Below are 21,856 nucleotides of genomic sequence, written 5' to 3'. Positions count from 1 at the left end.
AGACCCGATGACCAAGGCCAAGAAGAAAGTTGCACAGCAGGCGGTACCCACGCCTGCGCCGGTATATCAGCTGCATGTTTCGCTGGTGGACAGCGCGCCGTTGATCTGGCGCCGCGTGCTGGTAGCCGGAGCGCTGCGCCTGGCCACGTTGCATCGTGTGTTGCAACCGGTGATGGGCTGGAGCGGTGCGCATCCGTACGAATTCGACCTGGGCGGCGGCCGCTACGGCGAGTCCGGGCTGGATGTGCCGGAGCGGCCACGGCTCAAGCATGCCGCCCGGGTCAGCATCGAAAGCGCGGTGGGCGAGCTGGAGCGGTTCGACTATTTCTACGGTGCCGGCGCGGGTTGGCAGCACCGCGTCCAGGTCGAGGCGATCCTGCCGCCGGATGCGAGCCTGCGCGCGGCCCGTTGCGTGGACGGCGCCAATGCCTGCCCGCCGGAGAGCAGCGAAGGAATCGACAGCTACCAGGCCTTGCTGCGGATCATCGCCGACCCGCAGCATGCGCAACATGTGCAGGAGCTGGCCACCCTGGGCGGGCGCTTCGATCCGGGCCATTTCGATCTAGTCGAGGTCAACCGCCTGCTCGCACGTGTCCGCGAATGAGCACGACCGACACCGCATGGCCTGGGCCATCGGAACCGATGCGACGGGACCGGTTGCCTGCCGCACACAGCGCAGCCTGCCGTGCAGGTGATGCTGCAGCAACCCGACGCCAGCGCCACTGCAGCTTGACGCGCGATCAGCTAGCCTGATCTCCCGGTTTTTCCCGAAAGCGTCTGCGATGTTCCGCTGGTTCGAATCCCTGATCGATGTCTTCCCGCCGATCGAGCGGGAAATGCCGCCGCGCAGCGTGTGGCGGTTCTATCTGCATTATCTGCGGCCGTTGTGGCCGATCCTGCTGGCCACGCTGATCGCCGGGCTGCTGCTGGCCCTGGTGGAAGTGGCGATGTTCGACTTCCTCGGGCGCATCGTCGATATGCTGGCCGAGCGACCGGGAGCGGACTTCTTCCGCCGGCATGCCGGCGAATTGCTCTGGATGGCGGCAATCACGCTGGTGGCGCGCCCGCTGTTCACCGGGCTGCACAACCTGCTGGTCAACCAGGCGATCGTGCCGGGCCTGAGCAACCGCTCGCGCTGGCTGATGCACAACTACGTGGTACGGCAGAGCCTGGGCTTCTTCAACAACGATTTCGCCGGCCGGATCGCCAACCGGGTGATGCAGACCGGGACCTCGCTGCGCGAATCGGCGGTGCAGATGGTCGATGCGCTCTGGTACATCGTGGTCTATACCGGCAGCGCACTGTGGCTGTTTGCGCAGGCCGACCCTTGGCTGATGCTGCCGCTACTGATCTGGCTGGTGGTATATGTCGCGCTGATGGCGTTCTTCGTGCCGCGCATGAAGGCGCGCGCGTGGATCGCGTCGGATGCACGCTCCAAGGCCACCGGGCGCATCGTCGACGGCTACACCAATATCTCCACGCTCAAGCTGTTCGCCCATGCCGGCCGCGAACAGGCCTATGTGCGCGATGCGATCGACGAGCTGGCGGTGAAGCATCGCGGGCAGACCCGCGTGACCACCACGATGGATACCGCCATTGCGGTGGCCAACGGCTTCCTGATCGTGGGCACCTGCGGGCTGGCGTTGTGGCTGTGGAGCCGCGGCCAGATCAGCGTCGGCGCGATCACGCTGGCCACCGGCCTGGTGATCCGCATCCACAACATGTCCGGCTGGATCATGTGGACGGTCAACGGCATCTTCGAAGACATCGGCAGCGTGCAGGACGGCATGCAGACCATCTCGCAGCCGGTGCTGGTGCAGGACGCGCCCGACGCCGTGCCGTTGCAGGTGACGCACGGCCAGGTGCAGTTCGAGCACATCCATTTCCATTACGGCAAGCGCGGCGGGGTGATCGCCGGGCTGGACCTGCAGGTGCGTGCTGGCGAGAAGATCGGCCTGGTCGGGCCGTCGGGCGCGGGCAAGTCGACCCTGGTCAACGTGCTGCTGCGGCTGTACGACCTGGAGCAGGGGCGCATCCTCATCGACGGGCAGGACATCGCCCAGGTTACCCAGGAAAGCCTGCGCGGGCAGATCGGCCTGGTCACCCAGGACACCTCGCTATTGCATCGTTCGATCCGCGACAACCTGCTGTATGGCAGGCCGCAGGCCAGCGACGCGCAGATGCTGGAAGCGGTGCGCAAGGCGCGCGCGGAAGGCTTCATCGACACGCTGGTCGATGGCGAAGGCCGGCGCGGATTCGATGCCTATGTGGGCGAACGCGGGGTCAAGCTGTCGGGCGGTCAGCGGCAGCGCATCGCCATTGCGCGCGTGCTGCTGAAGGATGCGCCGATCCTGATCCTGGACGAGGCCACCTCGGCGCTGGACTCGGAAGTGGAAGCGGCGATCCAGGATAGCCTGGACGCGTTGATGGGCAACAAGACGGTGATTGCGATTGCGCACCGCCTCTCCACCATCGCGCGCATGGACCGGCTGGTGGTGATGGATGCCGGACGCATCGTCGAGACCGGCACGCATGCGCAACTGATCGCGCAGGGCGGGCTGTATGCACGCCTGTGGGCGCGGCAGACCGGCGGGTTTGTTGCAGCGGATGGCTGAGGTCGCTGTTTAGTGGGCTGCGCAAATTAGTGGGCTGCACAAACGTGCAACCACCGCAGCAATACGCCCCTCTCCTGCCGGGGCGCCAAGGCACGGCTTGCGCGCCACTTGCGCGCGTGCCTTGGAGCGCCCGCGCTGCAAGCGCGGGCCGGGGCGCTGAGCGGGGGTTGGGGTGAGGGTACGGGGCGAAGCCACTCGCTAGTTCCGGCCACACCAGGCTTCGCCCGCACCCTCATCCGCCCCTGCGGGACACCTTCTCCCGAGGGGCGAAGAGTGCTTGTTCTCCCGGTAGGAGAAGGATCAATCACTCGATCGGCTGGTCCAGCATCAACTCGCGTGCAAAGCGCACCGGTGGGGCGCCGTAGGACAGCATCTGGTCGTGGTACGCCTTCAGGTTGAAGTCCTTGCCCAGCTTGTCCTGCACCGCCTTGCGCGTGTCCAGATGTTCCTGCACGCCGACGAAGTAGGTCGGCAGCTGCGCGGACGACAGCTGCGCTCGCACCCACTTGCCCGCCGCTTCGCTTTCCTGCTGGAAGGTGTCGTGGGTCATCAGGTGCATCGCCTTGTCGCGCTCCCAGCCATCCACATGCACGCCCTGATCGAGGATGGCGTTGGCAATGGTGCGCAGGTAGAACTTGAGCTGCACCAGATGGAACAGCGGGTCGTTATCCAGATAGCCCTGTTCCTGCATCATGCGTTCGGTGTAGACCGCCCAGCCTTCGGCGAACATGCCCGAGCGCAGCACCGCGCGCAGCGTGGAGGGGAACTTGGCCGAATGCCAGCCTTCCAGGTAATGACCCGGGGTGCCTTCGTGGATGCTGAGCAGGTGGATCATGCGGCTGTTGTACTCGCGCAGGAACGAATCGACCTGTTTGTCGTTCCAGTCGTCGGGAATCGGCGAGACCGCATAGAAGGTCTTGAGATTCTTGTCGAGCGGGCCGGGCGAATCGCAGTACGCCACCGCCACGCCGCGCTGGAACTCCGGCATCAGGATGATGTCCACCGGCGAATCGGGCAGCGTCATCAGATCCTTCTGGCGTACGAACTCGGTGGACTGCGCCAGTGCGGCCTTGGCGTCGTCGACCACCTTGTCGCGTGCCGGCTTGTCGGCATAGGCCAGTTCCAGCGCCGCCTCGATCGCGGCCTGCTGCTGGTCGTCGTTGGGCGTCTCGGGCAGTTTGGGTGCACCGGGCTTGTCCTTGAGCACCGTGCGGGCAATGCCGTACATCTCGCTGCGGACGCGCTTGAGCTCGGACTCGGCGCGCTGCTTGATCTCGGCGCGCGACAACGACGACAGCAGCGCGAATTTCAGCTTCTGGTCGTAGATCTGCGCACCGACGCGGAAATCGCCCTTGGCATTGGGCACCAGCACGGTATCCAGCCAGGTCTGCTGCTCGGCCACGGCCTTGCGCAGGTCGTCGATGGCGGCCTGCGCGCGGGCCGCTTCGATCGGGCCGAGCTGGCCGATATTGGGCGCGATGAAGGTATCGACGATGCTGAGGATGCCCTTGTTCTGCTTGGCCACCGTTTCGGCATGGATCTTCGGCACGCGGGCCGGGTCCAGGTTTTCGCGTGCCTGCGCAAAGATGCCGGGAATCTTCTCCATGCGCTGCGTGGCGGAGCTCAGGCGCTCGGACAGCGGCGCGAAGTCGCGCGCCATCAGGCCATACAGCGCGCTGCCGGCCAGGCCGTTGTAGACCTGCGGGTCCCAGGCCCAGCTCTGCAGCACCTCGGTGTTCCAGATTTCCGATTGCAGCTGGTTGCGCAAAATGGCCGCATCGACCTGGTTCTCGCGCGACAGCTTGGCCACCTCGATGGCATCCAGCTCACTCAATAGCTTCTTGCCGGCCTCCAGGCTGCGCTGGCGCCCGGCGCTGCTCAGATCGTCGATCTGCGTATCGAAACGGTGATCGCCGGTCTGAGTGGCGGTGACCGGCGACAGCTGCATCCAGGTGTCGAGCGCGCGCTTGGACAGCGCCGCAAAGCGCGCATCCGGCGTCTGCGCAGCCTGCGTCGCGGCATCGGGGCTGCCGGCGCGCGGCGATTCGGGCTGCTGCTGGCAGGCGCTCAGGCCGGCGAGCAGGGCGAGGACAAGCAGACGTTGACGCATGGTGGATTCCAATGGAAGCAATCCGCCAGCATAGGCATGTGCGCGCTTGTCCGCATCCGCCATTGGTTTAGAGTGGCCGCTTTCAAGGAGGATCACCATGCACGACGCCCACAGCTGTCATTGCGGACGCATCGCGTTCGACCCGCACACCGATGCGCCGAACCCCGAGGCGTGCGAGCGCACGTGTGCGTCATGCCGTCGCCGTGGTGGCCTGCTGCGGCCCGGCATGCGCGCGCCATTGCGCCTGCAGGCGGCGCCCGAGATGCCGGGAATCCATCGCTTCAACCGGCAGCATGCCAATCACCACCACTTCCCGCAGCGCGGCAGTGCGCCTTTCAGCACGGGCGTGCGTTGCAGGACTGGCGAGGCCAGTGTGGCGGTCAAGCTGCGCGGTGTGTCCGCGCCGGGTCTGACCGTGCAGAGCATGCACGTGGCCGATGGAGCCAGCCGATGAGGCGCCGGATGCAGTGGTACGCGGTCGGCTTGTTGCTGGGCTGGGCGCTGAGCGGATGTGCCAGGCCGTCGGGCGAGATGGCGGCAGACGGCGGCGCGCCGGCGCCGGCACCGGCACCGCCCGCCGCGCAAGGCAATGCGCTGGCGTATGAGCACGATGTACGCATCGAACTGCCGGCCGATCAGATCGATCAACGCATCGCCGCAGTACGCACCGCCTGCCAGTCGGCGCAGTTCGGCGACTGCGCGCTGCTGGCGGTGGAACAAACCGGTGGGCACGACCCCAGCGGCAGCGTCAGCGTGCGGTTAGCTCCGGACGGCATCGAGCCGATGGTGCAACTGGCCGGCCAGCATGGCGATGTCGCCGCGCGCAGCACGCGTGCCGAGGATCTGGCGCAGCAGATCGCCGATACCGGGCTGGCACAGGCGCGCCTGCAGAAAGAACATGCGCGCCTGCTCGAACTGCAGCAGCGCCGCGACCTGGCCGTGACCGATCTGCTGGCCCTGTCCAAGCGGCTTGCCGAGATCGAGGCCGAAGCGCAGCAGACCCAGCAGGACGCCGCGCAGCAGCAACGGCGCGTGCGCACGCAGTTGCTGACGCTCAATTTCCGCGGCACCGGTGGCGAGCAGGGCAGGGGCGAGATTGCCGAGGCGGCAGCCGAATTCGGCCAGGTCTTCGCATCCAGCGTGGCCTTCGTGATCCGTGCAGTGGCGGCGTTGCTGCCGGTGGTGGTGCTGGGGTTGCTCGTCGGCTGGCTGCTGCTGCAGGCATGGCGTTGGCGTGCGCGGCGACGCCGGATGTCCTGATCCACTGCGTAGCTGGTCGGCGATGCCGCATTAGCTGCGCATGTTTTGGGAAGGGCGATTACTTCACGCAGCTACTCGACGCGTTGCGCGGTAGCACGTCGATCCTGGTTGCGCTGCTTGCACGCGATCGCGGTACAGCACGTGGTGTGCAATATCTCCAGACACCGACTGCGCGCAAGTGCAGCGCAGTCGGTACGCAGCCGGCTCAGCCTTCGTCGAATTCGTACTCGACAAACACGTCCAGCTGCAGGGCCAGCTCCTGCACGGCGTCGCGCACCTTCTGCGCAGTGGCATCGTTGCCGGCTTCCACTTCGAACTCGTGGCTGCCCGGACCTTCGTCGTCGGACAGGCCGGCCGAGCTGGAATCGTCGTCATCCAGGTGCGGCATCAGGTCGTCGACTTCTTCCACGTGCTCGATGCCTTCGATGCTCTGCAGCAGGTTGGCGATGGCACGCGCGTCGTCGTCGGTGCCGGTGATACGCATGCGAAGAGTCGGCATGGGAAAGCTTCCTTGGATTGGGGACCCAAAGACTAGGCAGCCGTCAGGCAAGATCGGGTGATGGCCGCGTGCGCTGGCCGCTCACGGGCGCCGCGCGGTTGCCTGTGCTGCGGTGGTCTCCAGTACCGGCACCAGCAGGGCCTGGGCGGCAGTGCGCAGTAGCGCCGGTGCGATGTAGCGATGGTGCACGCCGTCCACCAGGGCCATGTAAACGCGGCCAAACCTGTTGCGGCAGGCCACGCGCGTCTCCAGGCTGAGCTCCACGCTGCCATCCTCCAGCACTTCCACGCCCACGCTGCTGCGGAAGACCAGGTGGCGGTCGTCGGCGCCCAGCAATACCTGCACGCGTCGATCCAGTGGCGCGTTGTCTTGCGCAAGTACCGGGAATCGCCCTGCGAACAGGCAGTCGCGCTGTGCCGACAGCAACGAAGACACCGGGCAGCCCAGCGGAGAAGTTCGCAACTGCAGCGGCGCCACCAGCGCATTGCGCAGCCGCATCAACCAGGTCACGCCGCGCGGCGCGCGCTCGGTGAACCCCTCCAGCAGCAACGCCATCAAGGTGTGCGCACCGCGTTGACGCAACTGATGCGGCTGCAGGCGCAGACGTACGCTGTCCTGATGATCGAAGCCCTGCAGGTGCCGGGTCAGCAGCGAGCCGGGCTTGGGCTCGGCATGCACGCTGACCTGCGCCAGCTGCGGTGCCATTGCAACGAACCCCACCGGTCGACGCAGCCGGCTCACTGCCTGGCGCAGCCTGCCGCTGAGCGCGCGCAGCCGGCCGCACCATGCAGACCTGCTGCTGCCTGGCGATGCGGCCAACGACAGGCGTACGGTGGGGATCTGCAGCGCGCGTGCCTGCGCCGAGGCCAGTAGCCCGATCACCGCCTCCGGCAGCGTTTCGGTGAGCGTGGCGATATCGGCGGTGCCGGACAGCACGCGTGCGCGCACCGCATCGCTCAACGCGCCGCCGGCCTCGTCGCTGTGGCAGGACAGTGCGAAAAATGCCGGGTATGCGGCTTGCGCTTTGAGCGGTGCGAACTGATGCCAGGTGCCGCCGCCAAAGCGCACGGTGAATAGGCAGTCGGCCGGTAGATCGATATGCCGCAACGCCGCCAGAAAGTGCTGTGGATCCTGTTCGATCTGCTCCATCGAGGCGGTGCAGAAGCGCAGTTGCGCGCCGCTGCTGCCGGTGATGGCGGTGAACATGCGATGGCCGGCGTGGCGATGGAACGGGTGGCCGTTGGCGCCCACCGCAAACGAGAACAGGGCAGTCGATTCGCCGTGCGCAAAGTCGGTGCCGGCCAGGCGTGCCGATGGCTCGTCCAGCGCATCGTGAAAACTGGGATGCGCGCGCTGGCGGCGGCAGGCCTGTTCGATCAACGGGTTGCCTGCGCCCACGCCCAGCTGTGCGATCAGCGTGACCTCCACCGGCAGACCGCCGCTGTAGGACTCCAGACGGACTGACGGAAAACCTGCCTGTGCATCGGCAGGGCGTTGCTGGGGCGTGCTGAACATCGGCATGAGTCCTTTGCGGCCGGAGGAGAGTCAGGAGGTCTTCTTGGTCAAGGCGCGCGCCTTGCGCTTGAGCGGCGCCGAGGCCGGGCAGACTTCGAAGGCAAAGCTGCTGAGCGTGTTGACCATGTTGTCCGGGGTGAGCCGGTAGACCACGAACTGGCCGCGCCGTTCGCTGGATACCAGCCCGGCGCTTTCCAGCACCGACAGATGCCGCGAGATGGCTGGCGCGCTCATTTCGAACAACTGCCCGATCTGGCCGGCGGTGAGTTCCTGGTCTGCCAGGCACGCCAGCATCTTGCGGCGGGGCTGGGAGGCAAGGGCTTCGAAGATGCGGTCGATGGACATAAGGAATTAGGCAATTAACGAATTAGCTAATTAATTGATTTTATGGCGGCCCATGTCAAGCGTCTTTTCGGCGCGGCGCTGCCCGGCGGTGGTCGGGCGCGGCTGGCGGCTGTCGCCGACGTTGCGGTGATGGGGGATGTCCAGGCCTCTGGCGCGCGGGATCTGCCCGCGGGGCAGGTCGCAGCCGATAGGTGCTGAAGGGTTTTGCGGTTGGCGGCCTGCAGCCCAGGCATGCCAGATCAGTCCGGCAGCACCGGCTCAGGCACCGCGCTCAAGTCCTCCAGGCAGGGCCCGGCATGCAAGGTCGCAGTGATGCAAGCAGCCGCCTCAGACCGCAGGCAGTGCCAGCAGCTCTGCCGGCAAGGCAGGCATCGGGGTGCGCTCGTCCAGCGCCTCGCGCTTGAGCCAATCGATAAACGCCATTGCCGCAGGGCCGGGGACGCGGTGGCTGGGGTGCACGATGTAGTAGGCGTAGCGTGCCTTGAGGGTGGGGCCGGGCAGGCGTACCAGCTCGTAACGCTGCAGGTACGGTTGGGCGATGTGCTTGCGCGCCAGCACCGCGCCCAGGCCATAGACGGCCGCGCGCATTGCGTCGGTGCTGTCGTTGAAGGTATGCATCGGCGGCAGTGTGGTGCCGCGCACCTGGGCGGCACGGAACCAGTCGCGCCAGCCCTGCGGCGACATGTCGGTGAGCAGCGGCAATTGCGCGATCTGCGCCGGCGTGCGCAGCGCAGCGACCTCCGGCAGTGACGGCGAGGCCACCGGAAACAGTTCGTCGTCCATCAGATGATGCGAGGTCAATCCGGGCCAGGCGCCCTGGCCGTAGCGGATGCCGAGATCCGGGCCGCCTTCTTCGAAGCGCGAAAACGCCGCGTCCGATTGCAGATCCATGCGGATATGCGGATGCGCGCGACAGAAGCGCGGCAGCCGCGGCAACAGCCAGCAGTACGACAGCGAGCGCAAGGTGGTCACGCGCAGCGGGATGGCGTCTTCGCGCGGATGCAGGTTGCCGGCCACCGAGGCGATCTCGGCCAATGCAGCGGTGGCGGCGTCGGCCAGCTGGCGGCCCTCGGCGGTGAGCTTGACCCCGCGCGGCAAGCGCTGGAACAGGGTCACGCCGAGCAGCGCTTCGAGCTTGCGCACATGGTGGCTGACCGCGCTGGCGGTCAGATGCAGTTCTTCGGCGGCATGCGCGAAGTTCTGGTGGCGCGCGGCGGCGGCGAACACGCCCAGCGCGGGCAGCAGGGTGGGGCGCAAGTTCATCGAGGCATGAGTGAGATTTGTGGCTCGCCTCGATACTACGCGCTTGTCGCGCCTGCGGTTGCAACCGATGCTGCATTACCCCATCGCGATGATCGTGCCATGCCCGTCTGCTTGCCTGATGTTGTCTCTTGCGGTTTCAGCACATCACGGCAGCGTGCGCAGGTGCGGCCATGAGCGCGCAGCCGGCGACGCAGCCAGCGGTTGCGGCACGCGAATGGCGCACCCCGCTGGAGTTGGGGTTTCTCGGCATCGTCTGGGGTTGCTCGTTCCTGTTCATGCGCGTGGCCGCACCCAGGTTCGGCACCGTGGCGCTGGTGGAAATCCGCCTGGCGCTCGGTGCATTGGTGCTGTTGCCGTTCCTGTGGCTGGCGCGCGAACGCTTCCCGCTGCGTCGCTGGCCGATGCTGGCGGCGATCGGCGTGCTCAACTCCGCGTTGCCGTTCCTGCTGTTCGCCTGGGGCGCGCAACACGCGCCGGCCGCGATCGGTGCGATCTGCAATGCGATGACGGTGCTGTTCACCGCATTGATCGCCTTCCTGTTCTTCGGCGAGAAGATCGGCACGCGTCGCGCGCTGGCCTTGTTGATCGGTTTCATCGGCGTGCTGGTGCTGGCCACCGGCAAGTCGGCCGGGTTGAGCGTGGGGCCGGCGGCACTGGCGGGCGCCACCGCGTCGCTGCTGTACGGCATCGGCTACAACCTGGTGAAGCGCCACATGGGCGATTTGCCGCCGGCCGCATCGGCGGCGTCCACGCTGGGTTGCAGCGCGTTGCTGCTGGCACCGCTGGCCTGGTTGCAGTGGCCAACCACGCCGGTGCCGGCTGTGGCCTGGGCCTGCGCCACTGCGCTGGGCGTGGTGTGCACCGGGTTGGCGTTCCTGATGTATTACCGCCTGATCCAGCGCATCGGCCCGGCACGCGCCTCCACGGTGACCTATCTGGTGCCGGTGTTCGGCGCATTGCTGGCATGGTCGCTGCTGGGCGAGCCGCTGACCTGGACCATGCTGGTGGCCGCGGTGCTGATCCTGGGCAGCGTCGCCTTCAGCCAGCGCGCCCGCTAGTCACGCGCGCGCCGCTTTACGATTCCCGATTCCCGATTCCCGATTCCCGACTCAGCCAGCCGGCGGCGTCCGCACCGGCAACGGCACATTGCACAGATCGATATGCCCGGCCGGGCGCTTGTAGAAATCGTCCTTGCGATTGCGGCGCGCTTCGGCCACATCGCGGAAGGTCTGGCTGTCGGTGCGCAGCAACTGCAGTGGCGTGCGTTCGGGCATGGGCACCTCGCTGGCCAGGCGAATGGCGCGGATTGGCGAGCGCTGCGCGGGGTCTTTGTAGAAACCCATCGGGTCCGGGCCGCGCGGGATCACGCTGAGCAACTCCATGCCCTTGACCACGCGGCCGACCACGGTGATGTTGCGGTCCAGCTGGCGCGGCGATTGCCCGGTGACCACATACAGCTCGGCGCCGATGCTGCTGTCTTCGTCGTTGTTGCGGCCGGCGCCCAGGGTGCCGTAGCAATGCGCCAGCCAGGTCTTGCCGCTGGCGCTGTCGCGCCCGACCGGGAAGCCGTCGACAAAGCCCACCTGCGCTGCCCAGCCATCGCTGTCGGGCAGGCGCTGGAAATCCAGGCCCTGCGACGGGCGTTCGAATTCGGCCGGCAGGTGCGTCTTCGCCGAGCCCAGTGACTTGGCCTTGGCCGGCGTCTCGCCATCCGGGTCGCCAAACTGCACCACGAAGTTGTCCTGCGAACGGTAGATGCTGAGCCCGTCCCAGAAGCGCTCGTGCGCCAGGGTGCGGATGTTGCCCACGTGCGCGGGCGCAAACTGCGGCGCCAGCTCGATGATCACCCGTCCGCCATCCAGCTCCAGGTACAGCGTGCGCTCGGGGTCGAGCACGCGCCAGGCGCTGGCCGGCGAGGCATCCAGGATCTGCTGCGGGCTGCGATAGGCCGCGTTGGCGGCAGCGGGTAACACCAGGGCAAGCAGGCAGGCGGAAGCAACAGTGCGCAGAAGCATGAAGGCAGCCAGCGGGAGGGATGCCCGATTCTTGCCGACCACGCGCCCGGACGCAAAGCGCCTGGACGCAACGTGCATAAACGCATAGCAGGACGCCGGCGGAATGCGCCGGCGTCGTGCTGTCACGCGCATGCCTGCTTCAGCTGTGCGCTTACGGGGTGTTGCGCACGTGCGGGCTGGTGTGGTGAACGTTGGCGTCATGGTCGTTACGGAACAGCGGGACCAGCTGCCACAACGCAGAGATGCCGACCAGCGTGTAGACCACACGCGACAGCAGGGCATCCTGGCCGCCGAACAGCGTGGCGACCAGATCGAACTGGAACAGACCGACCAGGCCCCAGTTCAAGCCGCCGACGATAAGAAGCACCAGGGTGATGACGTTGAGCGTTTTCATGAAGACAGTCCGTGTGGGTTGGGAGACCCCAGCGTCCGCATGCCGCGCGCAACACCTCGTGAGCGTGCGCGAGGGCATGACGGGCTTGCGCACGCCACGATCACGTCCAGCCGACCCGCGTGAAACCGATGCAGTGTGTTGGCCATCTGGCAGCGCGCCGACGGCGCAGTGTCAGCGTGCCGGTTTGCGCTTGACGTACAACTGCTTGCGCACGCGCGCCACCACCTCGCCCTGGCGGTTGTGCACCACGTTTTCGAACCAGCGCAGGTGTTTTTCGCCACTGGCGGTGGCCGCGCGCAACTCGGCCAGCACGCTGTCGTCGATGACGAACTCCGCGCTCACCGTACCGCGCCCGGGTTTGACGAACTCGATGCTGCCGGCCTTGTCCCACACGTAGTAGTCGCGCCCCAGGTTCTGCATGGTCAGCAGCATCCAGAACGGGTCGGTCATCGCGAACAGGCTGCCGCCGAAATGGGTGCCGACGTAATTGCGATTCCACGGCCGCTGGCGCAGCTCCACGCGTGCGTAGCGGTAGTCGGGAGACAACGAGGTGACGTGGATGCCGGCGAACAGGTACGGCGGCCACAGGTTGATACCGAGCTTGAACAGTGAAGCGCGCATGCGGCCAGGGTCTATGGCGGGGCGGGCCTGCAGCATACCATTCGCATGCGTATGGAGGTTGTGGCGGTGACGGCAGCGCCCGGCCAGCAAACCGGGCGCCGTGGTGCCGGCGGTGCTTAGAACACCAGCGACGACATCTTGCGGCGGTAGCGGCCGACCAGGTCTTCGTCCTCGATCACCCGGAACGCATCGATCAGGCTACGCCGCGGCAGGTTGTCGTCGAAGGCGCGGTCCTGCCGCAGCATTTCCAGGAACTGCTCCAGCGCGGCCTCGTCGTGGCCGTCGAGCAGGTGGCGCACGCCAAGCAGATGGCGTGCACGCAGGTCGGCGCCGTTGGCGGCAACGGCGGCCTGCAGCGCGTCGGCGTCCGGCGCGTCCTTGAGCACATTGGCAAAGCTCAGCCGGGCCTCGGCGCGCACCGCACGGTCGTCGGTGGCCAGGTTGGCGGGCAGGGCGTCGATCAACTGCTCGGCCTCGGCGGTGTCGCCGGTCTTGAGGAGCGCCAGTGCCAGGTCCAGCTTGAGCTCGTCCTTATCCGGCTCGGCGGCGATCGCCTCACGCAGCGCGGCGACCTGGTCCTGCGGCTCGAGCGGGGCCGGCGGCAGTGCGTCGGCGACCTGCGGCTCGGCCGGCAGCACGCCGTGCTGGGTCAGGAATTCGCGCACCTGGCCTTCCGGCATCGCGCCCGGGAAGCCGTCGACCAGCTCGCCGCCCTTGACCAGGAACACCGTCGGCACCGAGCGGATCTGGAACGCGGCGGCGATCTGTTGCTCCTTGTCCACATCGACCTTGGCCAGCTCGAAGGCGCCGTTGTAGTCGGCGGCGAGCTTTTCAAGGATCGGCGTCAACGACTTGCAGGGGCCGCACCAGGTGGCCCAGAAGTCCACCAGCACCGGTGTCGTCAACGATTTCTGCAGGACCTCGGTCTCGAAGGTGTCGGTGGTGGCATCGAATACGTGCGGCTTGTCGGACATGGGCTTCCAGAAGTGATTGCGGCAACAGTGGGAGGTAATGGTGGCAAACCGGGCCGACACAAGGCTGGCCGGCCCGCGCGCATGGCGTGGCCGGCCGTCACGCCGGCAGGGGTTCACGCCACGCGCGCCCGGCACGACAATGCTGCGTCCTGGTGGCGCAGCCTGCGCCCCGCGTTGGAGCAAGGCAATGACACGCATCGATGGCACCCAGCGCTACCTGGGCCTGGTCGCCGCAACCGTCTTCGTGCTGGCGGTGGCCGGCTTCGGCGTGGCACTGCCCGGTTACCTGCAGGCCAGCCATCCGGTTGCGCTGCTCGGTGCCAACGGGGTGCCGCATGCGCTGGGCTTCAACCTGCTGGCGTTCGTGCTGGTCGGTGCGCTCGGCATGGCCACCGGGGTCAGCCTGCTGGCGCGCATGCCGGCCAGGTCCAGCTGGAGCCTGCGCGTGGGCGGGCAGTTGATCGTACTGGCCGGGCTGGCCTTTCTCGGCATGGGCGCCTTGCCCTTGGACCCCACCGATCTGGACGGGCGCGCCAGCCAGGCCCATGCCACCGCCTGGCTGCTGTGGGCGGTGGCCTTCGTGCCGGGCATGTTGCTGCTCGCCGCCGCGCTGCTCAACCAGCCCGGCACCCGCGCACTGGCATGGCTGAGCCTGGGCGCGGGGCTGCTGGTGGCGGTGCTGGCGTTCGGCCCGCCGGGCCTGCTGCGGCAGGCGATCGCCCAGCGCCTGGCGTTCCTGGCCTGGGTCGGCTGGCTCGCGGTGGCGGCCTGGCGCTGGCCGGCCAGACCCGCCACCTGAGGCAAGCGTTTGGAGCACCTGCTGCACTGCGGTACCCTGTGCCGCTTTGCACCGCCCGAGCATCCGCTCCCAATGTCCACCGTCGAACCGAACGCCTACGACCCGCAGCAGGTCGAAACCTCCGCCCAGCAGTTCTGGGATGCCACCCACGCCTTCCAGGTCGACGAAACTTCGGACAAGCCGAAGTTCTATTGCCTGTCGATGCTGCCGTACCCGTCCGGTGCGCTGCACATGGGCCATGTGCGCAACTACACCATCTCCGATGTGGTCAGCCGCTACAAGCGCATGACCGGCCACAACGTGATGCAGCCGATGGGCTGGGATGCGTTCGGATTGCCGGCGGAAAACGCGGCGATCAAGAACAAGACCGCGCCGGCCAAGTGGACCTACGCCAACATCGACCACATGCGTGGCCAGCTCAAATCGCTGGGCTATGCGATCGACTGGTCGCGCGAGTTCGCCACCTGTACGCCCGAGTACTACGTGCACGAGCAGCGCATGTTCACCCGGCTGATGCGCAAGGGCCTGGCCTATCGCCGCAACGCGGTGGTGAACTGGGACCCGATCGATCAGACCGTGCTGGCCAACGAGCAGGTCATCGACGGCCGCGGCTGGCGCTCCGGCGCGCTGGTGGAAAAACGCGAGATCCCGCAGTGGTTCCTGCGTATCACCGACTACGCGCAGGAACTGCTCGACGGGCTGGACCAGCTGGACGGCTGGCCGGATTCGGTCAAGACCATGCAGCGCAACTGGATCGGCCGCTCTGAAGGGCTGGAGATCCAGTTCGATGTGCGCGACACCGACGGCGCACCGCTGGACCCGCTGCGCGTGTTCACCACCCGCCCGGACACGCTGATGGGCGTGACCTTCGTGTCGATCGCCGCCGAGCATCCGTTGGCGTTGCATGCGGCCAAATCCAATCCGGAGCTGGCCGCGCTGCTGGAAACGCTCAAGCACGGCGGCGTCTCCGAAGCCGAGCTGGAAACCCAGGAAAAACGCGGCATGGCCACCGGCCTGACCGCGGTGCATCCGATCAGCGGCGAGCAGGTGCCGGTGTGGGTGGCCAACTTCGTGCTGATGGGCTACGGCACCGGCGCGGTGATGGCGGTGCCCGGCCACGACCAGCGTGATTTCGAGTTCGCCAACAAGTACAGGCTGCCGATCGTGCAGGTGGTCAAGCTGCGCGAGCCGCGCAACGACGACGAGCAGCGCTGGGACGCCAGCCAGTGGCGCGACTGGTACACCGACAAGAGCCGCCCGCTGGAGCTGATCAATTCGGCCGAGTTCGACGGCCTGGATTTCGGCGGCGCCTTCGAGGCACTGGCCGAGCGTTTCGAGCGCAAGGGCCAGGGCCAGCGCCGGGTCAATTACCGCCTGCGCGACTGGGGCGTGAGCCGCCAGCGCTATTGGGGCTGCCCGATCCCGGTGATCTATTGCGCCAAGTGCGGCGCGGTGCCGGTGCCGGAAGACCAGTTGCCGGTGGTGCTGCCGGAGAACGTGGAATTTGCCGGCACCGGTTCGCCGATCAAGACCGACCCGACCTGGCGCCAGACCACCTGCCCGGATTGCGGCGGCCCGGCCGAGCGCGAGACCGACACCTTCGACACCTTCATGGAGTCGAGCTGGTACGTGGCGCGCTACACCAGCCCCAACGCACGCGACATGGTCGACCGCCGCGCCAACTACTGGATGCCGGCCGACCTGTACGTGGGCGGCATCGAGCACGCGATCCTGCACCTGATGTACTTCCGCTTCTATCACAAGCTCATGCGCGACGCGCGGCTGGTGGACAGCGACGAGCCGGTGACCAACCTGCTCACCCAGGGCATGGTCATCGCCGACACCTTCTATCGCGATGCCGATAACGGCGGCAAGGACTGGATCAATCCGGCCGACGTGGAAATCCAGCGCGACGAGCGCGGCCGCGTCACCGGCGCGGTACTGATCGCCGACGGCCAGCCGGTGCACATCGGCGGCACCGAGAAGATGTCCAAGTCCAAGAACAACGGCGTGGACCCGCAGTCGATGGTGGCCAAGTACGGCGCCGACACGGTGCGGCTGTTCTCGATGTTCGCCGCCCCGCCGGAGCAGTCGCTGGAATGGAACGAGGCCGGCGTCGATGGCATGGCGCGCTTCATGCGCCGGCTGTGGGTGCAGGTGCACAAGCATGTGGGCGAGGGCGCCGCCGCCGCACTGGACGCCGCCGCGCTGAGCGCCGAGCAGAAGGCGATCCGCCGCAAGACCCACGAAACCATCGGCAAGGTCAGCGACGACTACGGCCGCCGCCACAGCTTCAACACCGCGATCGCCGCAGTGATGGAACTGTCCAACGCGCTGGCCAAGTTCGACGATGCCAGTGCGCAGGGCCGGGCGGTGCGCCAGGAAGCCCTGGAAGCGATGGTGCTGCTGCTCAACCCGATCACCCCGCACGCCAGCCACACCCTGTGGCAGGTGCTGGGCCACGGCGAGACGCTGCTGGAAGATGTCGCGTTTCCGCAGGTCGATGCCGCCGCGCTGGTGCGCGACGCGCTGACCCTGGCGGTGCAGGTCAACGGCAAGTTGCGCGGCACCATCGAGGTGGCCGCCGATGTCGGACGCGAGCAGATCGAGGCGCTGGCCCAGGCCGAGCCGAACGCGGCCAAGTTCCTGGAAGGGCTGAGCGTGCGCAAGATCATCATCGTGCCCGGCAAGATCGTGAATATCGTGGCGGGCTGATCGTTGCCGATCGCCGGTCCGTGCAGTGTCGCGGACCGGCGTGGCGACGCGCAGGTGAGATTGCCGCAGTGGCGTGTGGTCATTCATTTCACCGGCGCGTGGCGACGCGTTTGTCATTCCCGGGCGCCGCGTTTTTCGCGGCGCCCTCTCAAGCCCCGTTCACGCGGTGTCGGGCAGGCTAGCCGCCTGTTGCCGCCGCCGGGGCGCTCATCCAGACTGTGCCCATGATTCGATTTCCTACTGCCTTCGCTGCGTCCCTCGTGCTCGTCTCGAGCCTCACCGCCTGCGGCTTCCATCTGCGCAACTCGCTGGCGCTGCCGCCGGACACGCCCGCGGTGAAGGTGCAGTCCGCGGTGCAGTACAGCGAGCTGGCCAAGTTGCTGCGGCGTGGCCTCAAGGCCGCCGGCGCCACCCTGGCCGACGAAGATGCCAAGACCGGCTTTGCGCAGGTGCAGGTGTTGTCCGAGCGCTGGGGCGATCTGCCGATCGCCATCGACAGCCAGGGCCGCGCGCAGGAATACAGCCTGCGCTATGCGGCCATCTTCACCGTCACCACCGCCAACGGCTCGGTGCTGGTGCCGCAGCAGGTGATCGAGCTGTCGCGCGACTACGTGTCGCCACCGGTGGATGCCACCGGTACCGCGACCGAGCGCGAGATCCTCGCCAACGAACTGCGCAAGGACATGTCGGCCTCGATCCTGCGTCGCATCGACAGCGTCGTGCGCGCGCGTGTGGAGCGCGGCGAGACGCTGGAAAGCACGCCCAGCGCGCCGCTGCAGCCAGCCACCACACCGCCGGTTCAGCCGTCCACGCCGGAATCGAGCGTGCCGGCCTCGCTGCCGCCCGCGTCTTCGTCGAATAACTGAGCAGCTGGTGATCGTCCCGTCCGCGCATCTGCCGGGCAACCGCGCACGCTGTGCGGAGTTGGCGTGCGCCAGGCGCATGTCGCGCTTGCTGCGCGGCGAGCATGCCCCGACGATCGTCACCGACGCCGTCTGGTGCGTGACGGTGCAGTGGCGCGTGCCTTCGTAGTGATGGAACTTACCTAGTCATGGAACTTCGCCCAGAACAGCTCGCCGGCCAGTCCAATCAGCCGCTGCAGCCGGTCTACCTGATCGCCGGTCCGGAGACCTTGCGCGTGCTGGAGGCGGCCGATGCGGTGCGCGCACGCGCGCGCGCCGAAGGCATCAGCGAGCGCGAGGTCTTCGATGCCGATGGCCGGGAGTTCGATTGGAACCAGCTGGATGCGACCTTCAACGCGCCCAGCCTGTTCAGTCCGCGCCGGCTGGTGGAAGTGCGCCTGCCCAGCGGCAAGCCGGGCAAGGACGGCGCCGAGGTCATCACCCGCTTCTGCGCCAACCCGCCGCCGGATGTGGTGCTGTTGATCACCGCCAACGACTGGAGCAAGGCGCACCAGGGCAAATGGGCCGATGCGATCGGCCGCATCGGCACCATTTCGGTGGCCTGGGCGATCAAGCCGCACGAGCTGTCGGACTGGATCGAGCGCCGCCTGCGCAGCCACGGCCTGCGTGCCGACGCGGCGGCCGTGCAGCGCCTGAGCGAGCGGGTGGAAGGCAACCTGCTGGCCGCCGCGCAGGAAATCGACAAGCTGGTGTTGCTGGCCGATGGCAAGGTGCTGGACCTGGAGGCGATGGAGTCGCTGGTCGCCGATGCCGCGCGCTACGACGTGTTCCGCCTGGCCGAAACCACGTTCTCCGGGCAGCCGGCCGCAGCGATCCGCATGCTCGCCGGCCTGCGCGCCGAAGGCGAGGCGGTGGCCGCGCTGATGCCGATCCTGATCAAGGAACTGCTGCGCACTGCGTCCTTGGCCAAGGTGCAGGCCAACGGCGGCAACCTCGCTGCCGAAATGAAGGCACAGGGCCTGTGGGAATCACGCCAGGCGCCGTTCAAGCGCGCGCTGCAACGGCACCCCGAACCACGCCGCTGGGAGCGCTTCGTCGCCGAAGCCTCGCGGGTCGACCGCATGGCCAAGGGCCGCGCCGACGGCGACCCCTGGGTCGGCCTGGAACGCCTGCTGGTGGCCGTGGCCGAATCCCGCGCGGTGAGATTGCTGGCGTGAAAGCCGGCGATGCCGCCAACGGCGACGCGCGACCCGCCTCCCCACGCAGCGCAACCCCCGACCAGGCCGCAGCTGCGACCACCTCTAGCAGCGCAGCCCACACCTCGCCGCCCACCAACTCCCACCCGGCAGCGCCGAACCCACGCTCTTCCGATTCCCGAATCCCGATTCCCCAATCCCCGCTCCACCTGTACTACGGCGGCACCTTCGATCCGGTCCACCTGGGCCACCTCGCCATCGCCTGCGCCGCGCGCGACGAACTGGACGCGCTGGTGCACCTGGTGCCGGCCGCCGATCCGCCGCACCGTCCCGCACCCGGCGCCACCGCAGCGCAGCGCGCGCGCATGCTGGAGCTGGCGCTGGCCGACACCCCCGGGCTGACGCTGGACACCCGCGAGCTGCAACGTGCCAGCCGCGACCGTGCGCCGTCCTACACCGTCGACACCTTGCGCGCGCTGCGCGCCGAGCTCGGCCCCACGACACCGATCGCCTGGCTGCTCGGTGCCGATGCCTTCATGGGGCTGAGCAGCTGGCATCAGTGGGAAGACTTGTTCGAACTGGCGCATTTCGTCATTGCCGCGCGTCCGGGCACGCCGCTGGACCTGGCCGATGCGCCGCAGCTCGCCGCGGCAGTGCAGGGCCGCTGGGCCGCCAAGGCGGGCGAGCTGGGCATCTCGCCCGCAGGCCGCCTGTGGTCGCTGCAGCAGCCGTTGCGCGGTGAATCGGCCAGCGCGGTGCGCTCGCGCATCACCGCCGGCGGTGACTGGCAAGCGCTGCTGCCGGCATCGGTGGCGGCATTTATCGCGCACGAAGGCCTCTATGGCTGCGCCCTGCCGACTAGCTGAACACGCAGCCGGCCGGACCGGCCTATAATTCGCGCCAATTCCATCGAGTTGCCCGCTTTGACCACCCAAGCCCAAGTCATCAAGACCTCCATCCCGAATCCGCCGCCGTCCGTGCCGGCCCTGCTGGCCACCGTGCGCGAGGCCGTGGAGGAGCTGAAAGCCAAGGACGTGGCCGAGATCGATGTGCGCGGCAAGTCCAGCGTCTGCGATTACATGGTGGTCGCCTCGGGTACCTCGACCCGCCATGTGAAGTCGATCGCCGAAGAAGTGGTCAAGTTCGCCAAGCGCCTGGATGTGATGCCGCTGGGCGTGGAAGGCGAGCGCGAGGCCGAGTGGGTGCTGGTGGACCTGGGCGACGTGGTGGTGCATGTGATGCTGCCGCGCGTGCGCGAGTTCTACGCGCTGGAACGTCTGTGGACGGTGGGCGACCAGCGTCCGGACGATGCGGAAGCCGATCCCGAAGAGTGAGTGAGCCGGGCATGCCGCGCAATGCCCGACCCCCGACCGATGCGCCTGCCTCGCAGGCGCTGCAACAGCTGCGCAGCCAGGGCGCACACGCCTCCGGCGCGCCGCTGTCGCCGGCACGCAAGCGCTTCGACCGATTGCTGCGCGACCTGGAACGGCATCGTGCCGACCTGCAGGCCTGGCAGCTTGCACTGTCGCAGTGGCGCGAGCGTTACCACGCCGAATTGCAGCCCTTGCTCGACCACCGCCGCGCGGCCGACCTCGCCCTGGTCGAAGAGCTCGACCGTGCGTATGCCACGGTCAAACTGGGCAAGGCCGACCGCGCCTTCCTGTCCGAGTTGCTGTGCGATATCGCCGCCCCGCTGATCGAGGCCGGCCACGCGTCACTGCGGCCGATCTACGATCGCCACAGCGCAGCCGGTTACGACCAGGAAGTCGCCGAATCCGATGCGCTGATGAAGCAGATCCTCGGCCAGGCCTACGGGCTGGATGCCGACGAGCTGGATGGCATCGATTCGCCCGAACAGCTCTACGAGCGCGTCAGCGAGCGCCTGCAGCAGGAGCGTGCGCAGCAACAACAACGCCACACGCAACGGCGCAAGCGTGCCGAGCACAAGGCAGTGGTGGAGAATGCCGAGCCGCCTCCGTTGCGCGAGCTGTATCGCAAGCTGGCCGGCAATCTGCATCCGGATCGCGCCAAGGGCGTCGACGACCATGCCGCGCGCACCATCCTGATGCAGCGGCTCAACGCGGCCTACAAGGCCGGCGATCTGCTGGGTCTGCTCGAACTGCAGGCCGAGATCGGTCTGATGGACGCCCAAGGCGTGGATGCGATGAGCGCCGCGCGCCTGCAGGACTACAACCGCGAGCTGGATCGGCAGTGCAGGCAGCTGCAGCAGCAGGTGCAGCAGCAGTCGGACGACTTTTGCGCCGAATACGGGCTGGAGTTGCCGTCGCGCCCCAAGCCGGAGCGACTGGGCCGTTTGATGGCCCAACTCAAGCGCGAGGTCGAAGACGACCTGCTGGACGCGCGCCGTGGCCTGCGCGAGCTGGAAGACCCGCAATCGTTCAAGCGCTGGTTGAAGCGGCAGCGCGCCATGGCGGGCGCGCCCGACGCGCCCTGGTTCTGATCCCGGTCTTTATGGTGGTTGGCGGCTTGCACACCCGCCATCGCGCGCGCGCGTGCGGCGCGCAGCCTTGGCTGGACACGCTGCCAGCCCTGCAATCGGGACGCGTGCATGCGTGGCGTTGTGCCGGCGGCCGGAGCGACGCTGCCGAAACGGAGGCCGGTCCGTTCGGCAGCGCTGGCCGTTGCCCTGTGCCTAAGACAGCCAGCTCAGG

Annotated in this window: 21 protein-coding genes; 12 read left to right on the top strand and 9 right to left on the bottom strand. The window is 67.6% G+C overall.

Annotation, left to right across the window (positions count from 1 at the left end; translation table 11 throughout):
• Positions 1-7 precede the first annotated feature (7 nt).
• Both AC06DU_RS13670 and AC06DU_RS13665 read left to right on the top strand, forming a co-directional pair.
• Positions 8-604 (top strand): plasmid pRiA4b ORF-3 family protein, encoded by a 597-nt coding sequence (locus AC06DU_RS13670; protein WP_478202640.1) that lies wholly within the window; start codon positions 8-10, stop codon positions 602-604.
• 178 nt (positions 605-782) lie between these two features.
• Complete coding sequence (locus AC06DU_RS13665; RefSeq protein ID WP_102253798.1) at positions 783-2,615, top strand: ABC transporter ATP-binding protein; 1,833 nt, start codon at positions 783-785, stop codon at positions 2,613-2,615.
• Positions 2,616-2,919: 304 nt separating this feature from the next.
• On the opposite strand, the gene AC06DU_RS13660 is transcribed toward AC06DU_RS13665, so the two are convergent.
• Positions 2,920-4,725, bottom strand: a complete 1,806-nt coding sequence (locus AC06DU_RS13660) for a DUF885 domain-containing protein (protein WP_154832301.1) — start codon at positions 4,723-4,725, stop codon at positions 2,920-2,922.
• Positions 4,726-4,771: 46 nt separating this feature from the next.
• Between AC06DU_RS13660 and AC06DU_RS13655 the strand changes: the two genes are divergently transcribed.
• A complete protein-coding gene (locus tag AC06DU_RS13655; protein WP_478202639.1) occupies positions 4,772-5,179 on the top strand; it encodes a GFA family protein in 408 nt (135 codons plus the stop codon).
• Entirely contained in the window at positions 5,176-5,985 is an 810-nt protein-coding gene (locus tag AC06DU_RS13650; protein WP_478202638.1) for a DUF4349 domain-containing protein, read from the top strand. Before AC06DU_RS13655 ends, AC06DU_RS13650 begins: the two co-directional genes overlap by 4 nt.
• A gap of 205 nt (positions 5,986-6,190) precedes the next feature.
• Here the strand turns inward: AC06DU_RS13650 and AC06DU_RS13645 are convergent, their stop codons facing one another.
• The 4 genes from AC06DU_RS13645 to AC06DU_RS13630 all read right to left on the bottom strand — a co-directional run bounded on the left by AC06DU_RS13645 (position 6,191) and on the right by AC06DU_RS13630 (position 9,607).
• Positions 6,191-6,484, bottom strand: coding sequence for a hypothetical protein (locus AC06DU_RS13645; protein ID WP_005994696.1), 294 nt, complete (start codon positions 6,482-6,484; stop codon positions 6,191-6,193).
• Between the two features lie 81 nt (positions 6,485-6,565).
• On the bottom strand, positions 6,566-7,999 hold the full coding sequence (locus tag AC06DU_RS13640; protein WP_478202637.1) for a DUF2867 domain-containing protein: 1,434 nt from the start codon (positions 7,997-7,999) through the stop codon (positions 6,566-6,568).
• A gap of 30 nt (positions 8,000-8,029) precedes the next feature.
• Positions 8,030-8,344 (bottom strand): metalloregulator ArsR/SmtB family transcription factor, encoded by a 315-nt coding sequence (locus AC06DU_RS13635; RefSeq protein WP_024939743.1) that lies wholly within the window; start codon positions 8,342-8,344, stop codon positions 8,030-8,032.
• Between the two features lie 327 nt (positions 8,345-8,671).
• A complete protein-coding gene (locus AC06DU_RS13630) occupies positions 8,672-9,607 on the bottom strand; it encodes a LysR substrate-binding domain-containing protein (RefSeq protein WP_065032495.1) in 936 nt (311 codons plus the stop codon).
• 170 nt (positions 9,608-9,777) lie between these two features.
• Between AC06DU_RS13630 and AC06DU_RS13625 the strand changes: the two genes are divergently transcribed.
• Positions 9,778-10,665 (top strand): DMT family transporter, encoded by an 888-nt coding sequence (locus AC06DU_RS13625; RefSeq protein ID WP_039522286.1) that lies wholly within the window; start codon positions 9,778-9,780, stop codon positions 10,663-10,665.
• 51 nt (positions 10,666-10,716) lie between these two features.
• Here AC06DU_RS13625 and AC06DU_RS13620 read toward each other — a convergent pair whose 3' ends face one another.
• From AC06DU_RS13620 to trxA, 4 genes are all read right to left on the bottom strand, one after another.
• The gene (locus AC06DU_RS13620) at positions 10,717-11,622 is read right to left on the bottom strand and encodes a peptidylprolyl isomerase (protein WP_104577158.1); all 906 of its coding nucleotides are present in this window, start codon (positions 11,620-11,622) and stop codon (positions 10,717-10,719) included.
• A gap of 151 nt (positions 11,623-11,773) precedes the next feature.
• A complete protein-coding gene (locus AC06DU_RS13615) occupies positions 11,774-12,016 on the bottom strand; it encodes a DUF378 domain-containing protein (RefSeq protein ID WP_054591530.1) in 243 nt (80 codons plus the stop codon).
• A gap of 171 nt (positions 12,017-12,187) precedes the next feature.
• A complete protein-coding gene (locus tag AC06DU_RS13610) occupies positions 12,188-12,637 on the bottom strand; it encodes a DUF4442 domain-containing protein (RefSeq protein ID WP_478202636.1) in 450 nt (149 codons plus the stop codon).
• Positions 12,638-12,753: 116 nt separating this feature from the next.
• Complete coding sequence (gene trxA, locus AC06DU_RS13605; RefSeq protein ID WP_478202635.1) at positions 12,754-13,611, bottom strand: thioredoxin; 858 nt, start codon at positions 13,609-13,611, stop codon at positions 12,754-12,756.
• A gap of 187 nt (positions 13,612-13,798) precedes the next feature.
• Here trxA and AC06DU_RS13600 point away from each other — a divergent pair, with 187 nt between their 5' ends.
• From AC06DU_RS13600 to AC06DU_RS13570, 7 genes are all read left to right on the top strand, one after another.
• Positions 13,799-14,410, top strand: coding sequence for a DUF998 domain-containing protein (locus AC06DU_RS13600; protein ID WP_039522279.1), 612 nt, complete (start codon positions 13,799-13,801; stop codon positions 14,408-14,410).
• A gap of 72 nt (positions 14,411-14,482) precedes the next feature.
• On the top strand, positions 14,483-17,125 hold the full coding sequence (leuS, locus tag AC06DU_RS13595) for a leucine--tRNA ligase (protein WP_478202634.1): 2,643 nt from the start codon (positions 14,483-14,485) through the stop codon (positions 17,123-17,125).
• Between the two features lie 224 nt (positions 17,126-17,349).
• On the top strand, positions 17,350-17,991 hold the full coding sequence (locus tag AC06DU_RS13590) for an LPS-assembly lipoprotein LptE (protein WP_024939734.1): 642 nt from the start codon (positions 17,350-17,352) through the stop codon (positions 17,989-17,991).
• A gap of 185 nt (positions 17,992-18,176) precedes the next feature.
• On the top strand, positions 18,177-19,205 hold the full coding sequence (gene holA, locus AC06DU_RS13585) for a DNA polymerase III subunit delta (RefSeq protein WP_047126816.1): 1,029 nt from the start codon (positions 18,177-18,179) through the stop codon (positions 19,203-19,205).
• On the top strand, positions 19,202-20,050 hold the full coding sequence (gene nadD, locus AC06DU_RS13580; RefSeq protein WP_478202633.1) for a nicotinate-nucleotide adenylyltransferase: 849 nt from the start codon (positions 19,202-19,204) through the stop codon (positions 20,048-20,050). The genes holA and nadD overlap by 4 nt, the downstream gene beginning before the upstream one ends.
• Before the next feature lie 57 nt (positions 20,051-20,107).
• The gene (gene rsfS / locus AC06DU_RS13575) at positions 20,108-20,518 is read left to right on the top strand and encodes a ribosome silencing factor (RefSeq protein WP_478202632.1); all 411 of its coding nucleotides are present in this window, start codon (positions 20,108-20,110) and stop codon (positions 20,516-20,518) included.
• Positions 20,519-20,529: 11 nt separating this feature from the next.
• Positions 20,530-21,645, top strand: coding sequence for a J domain-containing protein (locus AC06DU_RS13570; RefSeq protein WP_478202631.1), 1,116 nt, complete (start codon positions 20,530-20,532; stop codon positions 21,643-21,645).
• The last annotated feature ends 211 nt before the right edge of the window (positions 21,646-21,856 follow it).

This window comes from Xanthomonas sp. NCPPB 3200, assembly GCF_056393585.1.
This window is presented reverse-complemented; position numbering and strand designations above follow the sequence as displayed.